The organism is Flectobacillus sp. BAB-3569, assembly GCF_002270355.1.
Lineage (GTDB): Bacteria > Bacteroidota > Bacteroidia > Cytophagales > Spirosomataceae > Flectobacillus > Flectobacillus roseus.
Genome location: NZ_NJFZ01000005.1, coordinates 482,916 through 497,500, shown reverse-complemented (window position 1 = coordinate 497,500; position 14,585 = coordinate 482,916). Strand labels below are relative to the sequence as shown.

Annotated in this window: 11 protein-coding genes; 4 read left to right on the top strand and 7 right to left on the bottom strand. The window is 37.7% G+C overall.

Annotated elements, in window-relative coordinates; genetic code table 11:
- The first annotated feature begins 14 nt into the window (after positions 1-14).
- Together BWI92_RS05820 and BWI92_RS05815 are read left to right on the top strand one after the other, a co-directional pair.
- Entirely contained in the window at positions 15-317 is a 303-nt protein-coding gene (locus BWI92_RS05820; protein ID WP_095161160.1) for a ferredoxin, read from the top strand.
- A gap of 163 nt (positions 318-480) precedes the next feature.
- Positions 481-1,059 carry a hypothetical protein gene (locus BWI92_RS05815; RefSeq protein ID WP_229362712.1) on the top strand — a complete coding sequence of 193 codons (579 nt, stop codon included), beginning with the start codon at positions 481-483 and terminating at the stop codon, positions 1,057-1,059.
- 84 nt (positions 1,060-1,143) lie between these two features.
- Here BWI92_RS05815 and BWI92_RS05810 read toward each other — a convergent pair whose 3' ends face one another.
- From BWI92_RS05810 to BWI92_RS05780, 7 genes are all read right to left on the bottom strand, one after another.
- Positions 1,144-1,833, bottom strand: a complete 690-nt coding sequence (locus tag BWI92_RS05810) for a YjjG family noncanonical pyrimidine nucleotidase (RefSeq protein ID WP_095161158.1) — start codon at positions 1,831-1,833, stop codon at positions 1,144-1,146.
- Positions 1,834-2,060: 227 nt separating this feature from the next.
- Positions 2,061-3,227, bottom strand: coding sequence for an AIR synthase related protein (locus tag BWI92_RS05805; RefSeq protein WP_095161157.1), 1,167 nt, complete (start codon positions 3,225-3,227; stop codon positions 2,061-2,063).
- 161 nt (positions 3,228-3,388) lie between these two features.
- Positions 3,389-3,583 (bottom strand): hypothetical protein, encoded by a 195-nt coding sequence (locus tag BWI92_RS05800; protein WP_095161156.1) that lies wholly within the window; start codon positions 3,581-3,583, stop codon positions 3,389-3,391.
- Positions 3,584-3,585: 2 nt separating this feature from the next.
- On the bottom strand, positions 3,586-4,092 hold the full coding sequence (locus BWI92_RS05795) for a hypothetical protein (protein WP_095161155.1): 507 nt from the start codon (positions 4,090-4,092) through the stop codon (positions 3,586-3,588).
- Between the two features lie 18 nt (positions 4,093-4,110).
- Positions 4,111-4,983 carry an OmpA family protein gene (locus tag BWI92_RS05790; RefSeq protein WP_095161154.1) on the bottom strand — a complete coding sequence of 291 codons (873 nt, stop codon included), beginning with the start codon at positions 4,981-4,983 and terminating at the stop codon, positions 4,111-4,113.
- A gap of 172 nt (positions 4,984-5,155) precedes the next feature.
- A complete protein-coding gene (locus BWI92_RS05785; RefSeq protein WP_095161153.1) occupies positions 5,156-6,427 on the bottom strand; it encodes a metallophosphoesterase in 1,272 nt (423 codons plus the stop codon).
- Positions 6,428-6,561: 134 nt separating this feature from the next.
- Positions 6,562-7,704: an FAD-dependent monooxygenase gene (locus BWI92_RS05780; RefSeq protein ID WP_095161152.1), complete on the bottom strand. Its 1,143-nt coding sequence runs from the start codon at positions 7,702-7,704 to the stop codon at positions 6,562-6,564.
- Between the two features lie 119 nt (positions 7,705-7,823).
- On the opposite strand from BWI92_RS05780, the gene BWI92_RS05775 reads away from it, so the two are divergent.
- Both BWI92_RS05775 and BWI92_RS05770 read left to right on the top strand, forming a co-directional pair.
- Entirely contained in the window at positions 7,824-8,420 is a 597-nt protein-coding gene (locus tag BWI92_RS05775) for a TetR/AcrR family transcriptional regulator (protein WP_095161151.1), read from the top strand.
- Between the two features lie 260 nt (positions 8,421-8,680).
- On the top strand, positions 8,681-14,206 hold the full coding sequence (locus tag BWI92_RS05770) for an alpha-2-macroglobulin (protein ID WP_095161150.1): 5,526 nt from the start codon (positions 8,681-8,683) through the stop codon (positions 14,204-14,206).
- Positions 14,207-14,585 lie beyond the last annotated feature (379 nt).

The following is a 14,585-nucleotide window of genomic DNA, read 5'->3' as shown; positions in this document are numbered from 1 at the left end:
ACTCATTGTTATTTATGAAATACAAAAAGCACGTGTTTGTTTGTACAAACGTAAAGCCTGCTCCTAAAAAATGTTGTGGAGAAGAAAGAGGCATGGCATTGGTAAACGCTCTTAAAGATGAGCTAAAAGAAAAAGGTCTTAATCTTGAAATCCGTGCGCAGAAAGCGGGTTGCTTAGATGTATGTGCATTTGGCCCTTCGATGGTGGTATATCCTGAAGGTGTATTTTATGGTAATGTAGAATTATCTGACATTCCTGAAATAGTAGAAAGCCATCTAGTAAACGATAAAGTAGTAGAGCGCTTGGTGATTGCATAGTATAGATGCAATGTCGACAGCTATAAAGTGATTTAAGAAAGTTTTCTTGAATCACTTTATACTTTTCATCAATTTTATAGAATATCTCAATTTTCCATTTCTAAAGTCTTTTGACGCTTTTATTATGATTCGCGTTTATCCGACCCTTTTAAATACATTTTCTTTGTTTTTACATGAAAAAACTAACTCAGAGGGAAATCTGATGGTTGATCTTCAGGAAATGTTAGATAGGATTAATCGTGTGCCTCGCCCAACAACCGAAGCGCAACAAAAAGGAATTGATTTTGAAAAGGCTATTACGACGGGCGCCAATGAAGAGATGTTTTCTGAATATGTGATAGAAAAGACAAGAGCGCTTTTACCTCCTAGATATAAAACCCAAGTTTACACTGAAACGCGCTATAAAGATTGTCTTATATATGGATATGTGGATATACTTGGTAATAATAAGGCAATAGACCTAAAAAGCACAAGAGTATACACAGGACCTAAGTTTGAGTACAATCACCAGAACTTGTATTTATTGGGGTTACAAAATTATGGTATCAAAACGTTGGATTATGTGATAACCGACTTTTCGGAAGTATATGTCGAAAGTTATCATATTGATAGCTATAATTTTTCGGAGCTATATAAAGAAATAGATGCTTTTAGTGATTTTGTGAATAGCCATCGCAAGCAAATTAGGGACAAAAAGCTTTTTGTAGCTGAAGATGATCACTCTCAATTATCGTTATTTTAATTTTTTTGTGTTCAAGGGAGTAAAAGCCTCTTCTTTTATAATGATTCCATCAGTTTTTATTCCCTATCATTTGTTATTTCCTTTCTAGAGTATTTTCTTCAACTCACTCAAATGCTTGATTTCGTAAGTAGGGCGTTCGACATGACGTTGATCGTTGGGATTAAAGAAAACCGCATCAATTCCTACTTGCATTGCTCCCAGCACATCTGTATAGAATGTATCCCCAATCATTAAACACTCGCGAGGCTTGGCACCTACTTGCTCGAGAGCATAATGAAAAATCTCTGGATCTGGTTTTTTGTGTCCAGAATTTTGAGAAGTAATAATATGTTTGAAATAATGTTTGATTCCTCCGCTATTCATTTTCACATCTTGGATTTCGTTAAAGCCATTCGTGATAATGTGTAATGGGTACTTTGGGCTGAGATAATCAAGAATCTCTTTGGTATAAGGTAAAAGGTGAGGCTTTTTAGGAGAAATATCCAAATAGGTATCCGAAACTTGATCGCATGAATCATGATTGTTGACGCCTAGTTGAGAAAAAACCTGACGAAAACGAATATGACGAAGTTCGGCTTGTGAGATTTTACTTCTTTCGTAATCTAACCAAAGTTTGTGATTGACCTCATTAAATTTATGGTAAAACTGTTCAATCGAGGGAATACCAATTTCTTGAAGTTGAAATAACTCAAAAACTTCGCCTAATGCGAGTTTTGAATTATAATGGTGATCCCACAATGTATGATCTAAATCGAAAAAGATATGCTTGTACATGTTGTGATGGTTGGATTTGGTCTTCGGGTTTAAAGATTAAACTTTTGTTTTACCCGAATTACCTTTTCATTACATTTCTCAAAGCTAGATACCATATAATATAATAGGGAGTAAAAGCTTTGCCCTTTACTCCCTATTATAATATTGTAGAGATGGGAGTTTCAATAATAAAGTCTTTTTAAAAGCTTATCATTTTTCACTCTTTACTCCTAGCTAATATTTTTTTACTAATAAACAAATTCACCGTAAGGAGACTGAATTGTTACTTGCTTTTGTTCAGCACCTTCTACACGACCAATAATTTGAGCATTGATTCCAAATGATTTCGAAATGTCAATGATTGTTTGGGCATACTGAGGTTGTACATATACTTCAAGACGGTGTCCCATGTTGAAAACTTTGTACATTTCTTTATAATCGGTGCCACTTTCTTGCTGAATCAGCTTGAACAATGGAGGTAGTTCAAAAAGGTTATCTTTGATAATATGAAGATTATCGATAAAGTGTAACACTTTTGTTTGGGCTCCACCCGAGCAGTGTACCATCCCATGAATGGCAGAGCGAAGCTCTTTCAACATTGCTTTTACTACAGGTGCGTAAGTACGAGTTGGAGATAAAATCAATTGTCCTACGTTGAGTGGTGTACCTTCAACAGCCTCTGTCAATGATTTTGAACCGCTGTAAACTAAAGATTCAGGAACAGCTGGGTCAAAACTTTCAGTATATTTATCGGCCAAATAATGTCCTAATACATCATGACGTGCAGAAGTAAGGCCATTACTTCCCATACCGCCATTATAGCTATTTTCGTAAGTAGCTTGACCAAAAGATTCAAGACCTACGATAACATCTCCTGCTTGAATTGTATGATTTGAGATAACATCATCACGTTTCATACGAGCCACTACCGTAGAGTCAACGATAATGGTACGAACCAAATCACCTACATCGGCAGTTTCGCCACCTGTACTCCAGATACCGATACCATTGTCACGAAGCATTTGGAGAACCTCCTCTGTTCCGTTAATGATTTCAGCGATTACTTCACCTGGAATAAGGTTTTTGTTACGACCAATTGTACTAGACAACAACATATTGTCTATTGCTCCCACACAAATTAGGTCATCGGTATTCATTACCACAGCGTCTTGGGCAATACCTCCCCAAACAGAAATATCACCTGTTTCTTTCCAATACAAGTAAGCCAACGATGATTTTGTACCTGCTCCATCAGCGTGCATAATATTGCAGTAAGCCTCATCGCCTCCCAACATATCAGGCGAAATTTTACAGAAAGCTTTTGGAAAAAGTCCCTTGTCTAATTTTTCGATTGCTTTGTGTACGTCTTCTTTTGAGGCAGAAACACCTCTTTGTGCGTAGCGTTCTTGGTTCACAGTAGTAATGAGTTAAACTAATTGGTATTGAGTCAACAGTGCTCAATGTCTAATTTTTTGCAAAAGTACGAATTTATGGTCAAAAGACTTGAACAACACCACTATAAAGCACAAAAAAGCGCTTGGTGTTGTTGCCAAAGCGCTTTTGAAGTGATTAAGTATTAGGAGTTTTTTTGCTTTTGGCAGTTGTTTAATTCATCTGCTGTATCGGCGAGTTGTTTTTTTAAGGAGGCATTTTGGGTATTTACTACCCATCTACCCAATAAAAACCCAACAAATGCTATTGCTAATAAAAGGATGAGCATTTCGGAAATAGCTACACCTTTTGACAGTGGATTTAATGCTAATAGTACCATATTTATTCTTTTCCTTTATTTAAAATATCTTGCCATTCTTTTAGTTCCTGCCATTTGCCTGCCGAAGCCAATTCGGCTTGACGAGGCCAAGTGCTGGGGTCGTGCATTTGAAAACGAGGGCCTGCTTCTTGTAATATTTGTTTTAATAAATACGTAGATGCTTGGCTCAATTGGATGAAAGTTAAAATACCATTTTGATTCAACAGCTCTTCAATCTTTGGTCCAATGCCTTCGATTTTCTTTAAATCGTCGGGTTTTTCAACCACTGTATGATAAGTATGAGCAATAGTAGGTATTGAGATGGTAGAAGTATTTATAGGGGTAGATTTTACTAGACTTGCTTTACAAGATTCTAATTGTGATTGAAGACTACTTAATTGATTTTGGAGAAAAGTTTTAGATTCTCCACTTCGATAACCGATGATATATCCTAATACGCCAGCGCCAACAAACATTATTACATGTTGCCACCAAGCATTTTCGTGTAAAAGAGGATTTAGCTCAAACATATTAATAATGATTTAGGGTTAAAATGATAAAACTACTCGGCGATTTTCTTGACGACCTTCTTCCGTTTCGTTATTGCCTTGAGGATTTGCTTTGCCTTGAGAGACGATTTTAAACTGCTCTGGAGAAAGTCCTCTTCGAACAAAAAAGTCTTGTACATTTTGTGCTCGTCGCGCAGACAACCTTAAGTTTAGTTCGTCGGAGCCTTTATTATCTGTGTACCCTGTTAGCGTAACTTGTTGACTTGGGCGAGCTTTGAGGAATGCTAGCACTTCTTCTATTTTCTTATCTATTTCTTCAGAATGGCTAAAATCTGTTTTAGCGTAAGGGAAATATAAAGTGAGATTAGGAGAAGATTCAAGGTTTGAAGAAGTTGTACTTTGAGATGCTACTCGCTTAAATATCACATCTATCCCGCCAATAAGCGTATCTGCCTGAAAATACAGTGAATCGCTCAAGAGACCATCTGTTATAATGGATTGTGGATTGCCTTTTTCTCCTAAGATAATACCCTTCAATGCCTCCGCTCTGGCAATGCCCAGATTCGCAAAAGATGTATTATTCTTTTCATCAGAAGCATATCTTCCAATCAAAAGCATTTGAAGCGATGGATTTTTGGCAAGATAATCTTTGAGTTGCGCTAGCTGAGGTTGCACCTCCGACACATTGGGTGTCTCGCCAGACTGAGGAAATTTGATATTGCCTGAAGCTTTGAGTGAAAGACCATCAGAATTATGAATATCAAAGGAGGGTTTAGTCAGGGTATTTGCAGATGAAGCTGATTTTACGAGAGGTTCATCACAAACTTCCTTGATTTTGCAGACATGCCAGTAAGTCGAACCAGCAATCCATGCTGTGAGCGCAATAAGCCAAGGTAAAGTATTTTTTTGCATAGCCAAAGAATTTATTTTTTATAAGACAATGGCTAAAGCTCTAGTTCACAAAGGATTATCTATATTTTGGTAAATATTTGTAAGAAAAGACATTTTGGGGGAAAGAAGAAAGGTGTTTTTACAAAAAAACGATGCCAAGAAAATCTCAGCATCGTTCGATATATCCATACTATTAAGCTTTCTTCAATTCAAAAACGGTAATTTCTGGTGGCATTCCTACACGCCCAGGATATCCCAAATATCCATAACCTCGATTCACATAGAGTTTTTGATTATCTTGTTCATACAAACCTGCCCATTGTTTGTACACATATTGCGCTGGCGACCAAGTGGTATCTCCTACCGTAATACCGAACTGTGTACCGTGTGTGTGTCCCGAAAACATCACATCAATATCTTTGTATTTAGTATTTACTTCTTTGTCCCAGTGCGTTGGATCGTGCGATAGTAAAAGTTTTACAGCCGCTTCGTCAGTACCTTTTACAGCCTTGGCTAAGTCACCATACGAATGAAAACGATTTTGCCCACTGATATTTTGTACACCAATAATCGCTAGTTTTTCGCCATTTTGCTCAATAAAACGATTTTCATCATTGAGAATATCCCATCCCATTACTTTATGGGCATGAATCAAATTATTAAGATTTTTTTGTTTAGCCGCTGACGAAGCCCATTGTACATAATCACCGTAGTCGTGGTTTCCTAATGTTGAAAATACGCCTAGTGGGGCTTTTACTTTCCCAAACAAATCAATGTATTCTTGTACTTCCACGGCTTGGTTATTCACTAAGTCTCCTGTAAAGAATACCATATCTGGCTTGGCGTTGAGAATCATTTCGATACCTCCTTTTACGGCTACTTTATTGAAAAAGCTTCCTGAGTGAATATCTGAAATTTGAGCAATCGTCAATCCTTCAAATTCTTTTGGCAAATTGGGCAAAGCCAACTTTACCTTACGAATACGATAATCGTGTGCTCCCGACAAAATCCCCCAAGTCATAGCAACAGCAGGCACTGTACCTGCAATAACAGCCGTTTTCATCAAAAACTCAGAGCGAGTAATAGGCTCGCCTTGTGTAGCACTCGTAGCATCTACTGGTGCTGAATTGGTTAAAAGCTGAACTTTTTGTACAATCCAACGAATCAATCTTCCGATATCATCAATTAATAAAAATAGCACGACAAAGATTTTTGAAAGGTAATTCATAAAAATACCTACCATAATCCACGTTCTAATTGTCTTTCCGAGCAAATCAGGATTTGTAAAATTATATAACCAAAGTCCTACCAGAGAGAGGGTTGTTAAACCCCAGAAGATATATCGAGCAGACTGTTGTATCGACTGAGAAAAATTTTGTACAGATACCTTTACGGCTTGCCAAACGTAATAATCTATTACCAGAAAGATAGCAGTCACCACAGGTATTATTATCAGCTTATTCATCGGAGAGTTGGGATAGTTGAATTTTTATTTCGCTATGTGGAAAGAACAAGCGAAGCTTTCTGAAGGTTTCTTTTGGTCTTTTTTTCTGGATAAAAGGTAATTTTTCTATTTCTTCGGAAAATTCTATCTCTTTTCTAAAAATCTATTTCATATAAAAACTCATATTGTTTGTCACGCATACGGTCGGGGGTGCGCTTCATTGTCCAATTTCTGAGTTTTATCAACAAAGGGTTTTCGAGCTGAGCTAATTTACCCACATTCCAACTGTTATTGACCACTTTAGTAACTCTTGCTATTCTTTTTTGTTCGAAAAGTTTCGTTACTTTTTCCCAATCAAATTCTTCTTTTAGGATTTGTTGTAGCACCAAAGCATCCTCTATTGCCTGACAAGCACCTTGTCCCATATTGGGTGTAGTGGCATGAGCGGCATCACCCAGCAACAAAATTCTGTCAAATGCCCAACGTCGAATAGGCGCCAAGTCATACAAATCATGTTGCATAAAATTGTTGATAGTTGTTGCCGATAAAATTTGAGGTATAGGGAATTGATAATTGGCAAAATGTTTCGCCAAATCGGCAGGAGTATATTGTCGATAGTGAGGGTCATTTAAAGGAGCATTGATACACACAAAGTAATACACATGAGTATCTGAAATGGGCACAAATCCAAAACGACCTTTAGCCCCCCAAGCCTCAAAAGCTTTGTTGATATCACAAGGAATATCGCTAATATCGACCAGCGCACGCCAGCAGGTATATCCCGAATATCGTAAGCGGCTGTTGGGAAGTAACTTTTTGCGCACCACCGAATGAATTCCATCGCCTGCTATCATCACATCAGCTTCGACTTGTGTCTCATCTTCGAAGGTGACAGATACTGATTGAGAATTTTGAGAAAAATCTTTGAGCTTTTTGCCAAGTTGAATTGTTCCTTGTTGTAGTTCAGAAGCTAAAATATGGTGTAAATCATAGCGAGCAATGGTGAAGTTTCCTATACCATATTTTTCAAAAAAACGATTAGCATATACTTCCGAAAGAACATTACCTTGGTCGTCGACTACCTCAAAAGAACTAACGATTCGTCCTGCTTGGATAATTTTTTGTTCTATTCCTAGTTTTCGTAGAGCCGTCATAGCATTGGCGGCCAATACAATTCCTGCGCCCAAAGCCTTGATTTCGCTACTTTGTTCATAGACAATGACTTCATGACCTAACTGTTGTAAAGCTATGGCCGTAGTAAGTCCGCCGATACCTGCTCCGATAATGATTACTTTCATGATTGAAAAGGTTTTTAGAATTTAGAACAAATGTACTAAAAGTATTTGACCGTAGAACATTTGTTCTAAAAATATTATCTTTAACCAAAAATCATTTAAAATTTTACCTGAAATACATCATGGTATTATCAACAAAAGACAAGATTTTGGCAAAAGCCCTTACTCTTTTCAATGAACAAGGTTCCGACTTTGTGACTGTTCGACATATAGCGAGTGAATTGGGAATAAGTCATGGAAATTTATGCTATCATTTTGCCAATACCGATGTGATTATTGAAGCACTGTATCAACAGCTTGTGGATAAACTCAATGAACTGACGATACAAATGACAGGTTTATCCGAAAATCAACTGACAATTCTGTATCAGTTAAGCTATCGCAGTTTTGAGATTTTGTATCAATACAGATTCTTGATGTTAGATTTTGTCAGAATCATGCGTCGAATTCCAGCTATCAAGTTACATTTCAAGGCACTAATGCAAATTCGACAAGAACAATTCAAACATATCATTACTTCGATGCAAGCAAATGGCTTCATTGATATTCCCGAAAAGAATATTGCACCTTTAATCGAGCAGGCTCTACTATTCGGAGATTTCTGGATTTCACGTGCGGAGATTCTATTTGATGGAAATGAACAAGAAAAAACAGCCTATTATCACAAAACCTTTTACGCCCTATTTGAACCCTATTTGTGTGGTAATGCGGACTGGTGATTTCTGATTTCGGAAATGATTGCTTCATCGCTAATTCAAGTCTTTGTTTTGGGCTTATGTTTAATAAAGCTGGTATCTCAAACCTCCACAGCCATTTACTATATTTTTTGCATTTTTGTTGTGAATACTTCAAAGATTTAGGAACTTCTTGCGTTAATTCAAAGGTTTGACATTTTTGCTCACAACTGCCTGATTTTAACCTTGTATAAACCCGCAAGTAACCCTAAATTTCTCGATTGTTTCAATCGTCTATTTTAACAATGAAAGCATTTCGTCCTTCCAATCTATTAGTACAATTGTCTTTCTTTTTCTTGCTAATACTTAGTTCTTGTTCTCATTTTGGTGATGTAACAATTAGTGGTACTAACTTTGAAGAAGAAATTAACCAAACTCAAAATCTAGTTTTCACTTTCAACAAAGACCTCGTTCCTGTTTCTGAACTCAATACGTGGTACTCTACGGACTATATTGAGTTTTCGCCTAAAGTCGAAGGACGATTTAAATGGACAGCCCCTAACGAATTGGTTTTCTCCCCTGCCGTAGGTTTTGAGCCAGCTACCGAATATACCGCCGAGGTAAATAAGCTTGTCTTGCACAAAGCTTCCGAAAAATATGACCTCGATACCGAAACCCTCAAGTTTCATACACCTTATTTAGCACTCGAAAAAACGGAAAGTTACTGGTCTAAGTCCAACAGTTCGACACAAGGTACTGCTATTCTGAAATTGCATTTCAATTATGCTGTTAATCCACAGGAAGTTGCTAAATTATTGAAAATCACAGGCGAAAAAGAGCACGAAGTCAAAACTCAGATTGTACAAACCGATGCCTCTTCGCTGGTTCTTGCACGTATACAAGATGACATTGCTTCGCAGGGCGGTTCGCTCAAAGTGAGTATTGACAAAGGGCTTTCATTGCCATCATCTCGCTATGCCACTTCTGAAGCAATAGAATCCGATATTCAACTGTCAGACCCTAGTAGTTTGGAGGTTCAGGAGGTTGAAAATGGATTTAGTAACAATAAAGGCTATATCAAAGTCTTATTCAACCAAGCTATTTCGCCAGAAAGTATTGCTAATTCCTACCAAGTTGCTATCAATGGCTCTGCTTCACAAAATGAAGAAACTGAAGAATCCGTAATAGAATATGACTCCTTGGGGAATCCGATTCAAAAAGTAAAAGAAGCTCCGAAAAAAGCCGATAATCCTAAAGTAGATACCAAATATGAGGTAATCGAAAATGGCTTTGTTATTTCTGGCGATTTTAACGAATCTGACACCTACTTACTTGAACTCAAAACACAACTCAAGAGCGTGTTGGGTATCAATTTGTCCGATAGCTATACCAAAGATGTGTATTTTGGACAAATGCCTGCTTCTTTGGCTTTTGTGAATAAAAAAGCAACTTATTTGAGTTCGAAAGGACATAAAAATATTGCCTTGAATATTGTCAACATTCCTCGAGTGAATGTGAAAATTGCGAAGATTTATGAAAATAATATTCTGAATTTTCTACGTCAAAATCGTTATCAAGATTATGACTACGAAAATGAGAATGGTGGAAACAACAAGTCTTTTGTCTACTATGAGGATGAGTCAGGTTTGTATTCGGATATTTTGGTAAATAAAATGGTGGAAACTACCAACTTGCCCAAATCCAAAGGTGTTCACGCTCTTAATTTATCCTTGCCTGACCAGAATAATTTGAAAGGAATCTATTTGGTAAGCGTCAACTCCACAGATGAATATTATCAAAATGCCACCAAATTGGTGAGTATTTCGGATATTGGATTAATCACCAAACAAGCCGATGACGAATTGTTTGTCTTTGCCAATTCTATCAAAACAACTGAGCCTATTAGTAATGTTGAAATAGCATTGATTTCTACCAATAACCAAACAATCCAAAAACTTACTACCGATAGCAAAGGCGTTGCAGTATTTAAAGATTTCAAAAAAAGTGGGTTTAAGGTTGCGATGCTTACTGCACATACAAGTGACGATTTCAACTATTTGTTTTTGGAAGATACGCAGGTCGAAACTTCTCGATTTGAGGTAGAAGGCAAACGTAGTAACGTTTCGGGCTTCGAAGCATTTATGTATGGCGACAGAGATATTTATCGCCCTGGCGAAACCATTCAGCTAAATACGATTATTCGTACTAATCAATGGAAATCGGTTGGTAAAATCCCTGTCAAACTACGTATTCTTATGCCTAATGGTAAAGAATGGAAAAGTTTCCGCCTCGAAACCAATGACCAAGGAGCCGTTGCCTTATCAATTCCTACCGAGCGTTCTAACGTGACTGGAACTTATATATTAGAAGTCCTCAATGGTAATGATGTTATTCTAGCCTCTAGAAACGTATCAATTGAGGAGTTTATGCCCGACCGTATCAAAGTGGATGTCAATACCAGCAAGCCATTCTACCGAACTGGAGAAGTTTTGCAGGTCAATGCCACAGCCACTAATTTGTTTGGTCCTCCTGCCTCCAATCGCAATTATGAAATGGAGATGAAGTTGTCGCGTAAAGTTTTTCAACCCAAAGGATTTGAAAACTTCGTTTTTGACGTCCAAGACAATACAGCATTTGAAGGAATCATGCGTCAAGGTGTTACCAACGAAAATGGTATTGCTTCCGAAAATTTCCAATTACCCGCAACCATGGCCGATATGGGTGTCATAGAAGCAAAAACTTATGTAACCGTTTTTGATGAAACGGGACGTCCTGTAAATCGTCTGAAAAAGTCGGATATTTTTACACAAAATGTATTTTATGGAATTGGGTTAAATGATACTTATCTCAGTACCAATTCGCCCGTACAGATTCCTTTGGTAGCGCTCAATAAAGATGCACAGGGCGTGAGCACACAGGGGAAAGTCGAGATTGTTCGTTTCGATTATCAAACGGTTATCGAGAAAAATTCAGATAATTCACTGAAATATACCTCCAAAAAACAAACCAAAGTGGTGTATGGCCGCATGGTGGATTTTAGTCAGGGAAAAGCTACTATCAACTTTGTGCCAACGATTTCGGGGGAATATGAAATTCGAGTACATCGTAATGGTGCTAAAACTTGGACAGCACAAACTTTTTATGCGTATAGTTGGGGAAGTACCGAAAACTCTTCGTTTGAAGTCAATACCGAAGGACAGGTTACTATGACTTTTGATAAAGAAAAATACCAAACTGGCGATAAGGTAAAAGTATTATTCAAAACACCTTTTGCAGGGAAACTACTTGTGACAATCGAACGCAATAAGGTACTGGAATATCATTATTTGGATACTGACAAAAAATCAGCTGAGTTGAGTTTCAAAGTAGATGACGAACATTTACCTAATGTGTATGTATCCGCTACGCTCATTCGTCCACTCGATGATTCGAATATGCCACTTACCGTAGCGCATGGCTATGCGCCTGTCATGGTCGAAGAAGAAGATAGTCGTTTGCCTATTGAGATTTCGGCTGTAGAAAGGTCAAGATCAAAAACTTCACAAACGATTAAGGTAAAAACCAAAGCCAATACCGCTGTTACTATTGCAGTAGTTGATGAAGGTATTTTGCAATTGAAAAACTTCAAAACACCCGACCCACATGCTTATTTCTATCAAAAACAAGCTTTGGAGGTCAATAGCTATGATTTATATCCTTTCTTATTGCCAGAAATAGCCATTCGTCAATCGTCGAGTATGGGAGGTGATGGTTATGATTTGGAAAAACGAGTGAATCCACTGACAAATGGACGTGTCAATTTAGTAGCCATTTGGTCAGGCGAAATCACCACCAATTCGAGCGGTGAAGCTAGTATCAAAGTTGATATTCCACAGTTTTCGGGAGATTTACGAATTATGGCGATTGGTTATAAAGACGAAGCCTTTGGTTCGGCAACCAAAAACATGAAAGTGGCCGACCCATTGGTTATCAGTACGGCGCTTCCAAGATTTGCTAGTCCAAACGATGAAATTCAAGTTCCTGTAAATATTACCAATACCACCAAACAAAATGCAGTGGTATTAGCCAATATTGCAACGTCGGGAGGATTAGCGATTACCACCACACGCCAACAAAAAGTAGTAGTTCCTGCCGAAAAAGAAGCGAGAGTATATTTTAGTGTAAAAGCCGCACCAGTGATTGGCTTGGGCAAAGTAGTCATTAGTGTTAATGGTTTGAAAGAGAAATTTACCGAAAGTACCGAACTCAGTATTCGCCCGAGTACCTCATTATTAAAAACTAGTTCTTCGGGTATTATAGCTGCTAATCAGAGTAAAGCTATTGCTTCTGGAACGGAAAACTTTATCCCAAGTTCAGTGTCTTCTCAACTGATTTTGAGTAAATCGCCGATGGTGCAGTTTATCGATAAATTTGAGCATTTGCTGGGATATCCTCATGGTTGTATTGAACAGGTAACGTCCAAAGCATTCCCTCAACTGTATTTCAAAGATTTTGTAGGATTGATTCAAAAGGGGAAAAAACCTCAAATGAAATCAGGAGAAAATGAGCTCAATCCTAATACCAACATTATGGCGGCTATTCACAAAATCGAGACGCAGCAATTGCCTAATGGTGGGTTAGCTTATTGGACAGGTTCGGACAAAGAATCATGGTGGGGTTCGGTATATGCTTGTCATTTCTTGATAGAAGCTCAAAAAGCTGATTATGAAATTAACATCAATACCCTTGGCAGGCTATTAGAATACATTAACAATCGAGCCAACAAGAAAGAAACCGAAACAGCATCCTTGTATGACCCTGCTACAGGTTCAAGTACTCAAAGCACCATTGCTAGTCGTGAAAATATCTATGGTTTGTATGTATTGGCACTGTCGGGCAAAGCAAACCGAGCAGTGATGAATTATTATAAAGCCAACCAACAGCTATTAAGTTTGGATGAGCGCTATTTATTAGCAGGAGCTTTTGCTCAAATCGGTGATCCTAAAAGCCAAAGTAGTGTATTGCCCACCCAGTTTGTAATGAATACAGATGCTCGTCAAAGTGGCGGAAACTTCAACTCACCTATTCGAGAGCTGGCACTAACCTTAAATACCTTAGTGGATGTAGACCCTCAAAACTTGCAAATTCCAGTTTTAGCTAGATTATTATCACAGAATATTGCAACCCAAAAATGGCTTTCGACCCAAGAAGAAGCCTTTAGTTTCTTGGCATTGGGTAAAATAGCTCGTAAAGCTCAAGCCAATCAAATTACGGCTTCAGTTCGCTCAGGAAAACAAATAGGTAATTTTAGCGGTGCCGATTTATTGATGAAAAACTTAGCTCCAACTACCAGCGTAAGTACTAAAGGCAAAGGCGCATTGTACTATTTCTTATCAAGTGAGGGATTATCGGCCAATAGCCAGTTTGTTCAGGAAGATAATTTCTTACAAGTACGTAGAACCTATTACACTCGTTCGGGACAAGTGATTGGTCAAAATCGATTTAAACAAAATCAATTGATTGTGGTAAAAGTTACGCTGTCGAGTCAAGTACCAACCGACAATATTGTTATTACAGATATGCTTCCAGCAGGTTTTGAAATAGAAAATCCACGCCTCAACGCCGACCGTGAACTTACGTGGCTGAAAGACCAAGCCTCACCTGAGCATTTTGATATTCGTGACGATCGTATCAATTTCTTTACAAGCACAAACGGCACAAACAAGAGTTTTTACTATTTGGTAAGAGCGGTTTCTAAAGGGAAATTTACTCAAGGACCAGTAAGTGCAGATGCCATGTACAACGCCGAACTGCGAAGCTATCATGGTGCAGGAAGTGTAACAGTAGAATAGTTTTTGAAAGCTGAATGGTAAGTTAGGAGTATACAAAGGATTATAAAAACCATATATTTCGGATATCGGATGTGGGATTTCGGAAGTGTAAACTTCTATATTTTATAAAAATAAAGGTATTTTACTTTATTTCCGAAATCAGAAATCCCAAATCTGCAATAGTTAGAATTCCTTAGTACACTCTTAGTGGCGACTCATGAATGCTTTTAAATTTATCATTACATCCTAAATTTTAATATGAAACATGAGTCATCCCGAATTTTAAGATTGGAGTTATTCTCAAAGTAGTATCAAAAAGGGGTCGAAATATTTTCCGACCCCTTTTTGATACTACCATTCCAGATTTTACTCTGCCTAAGAATCATTCAATCACGAAATC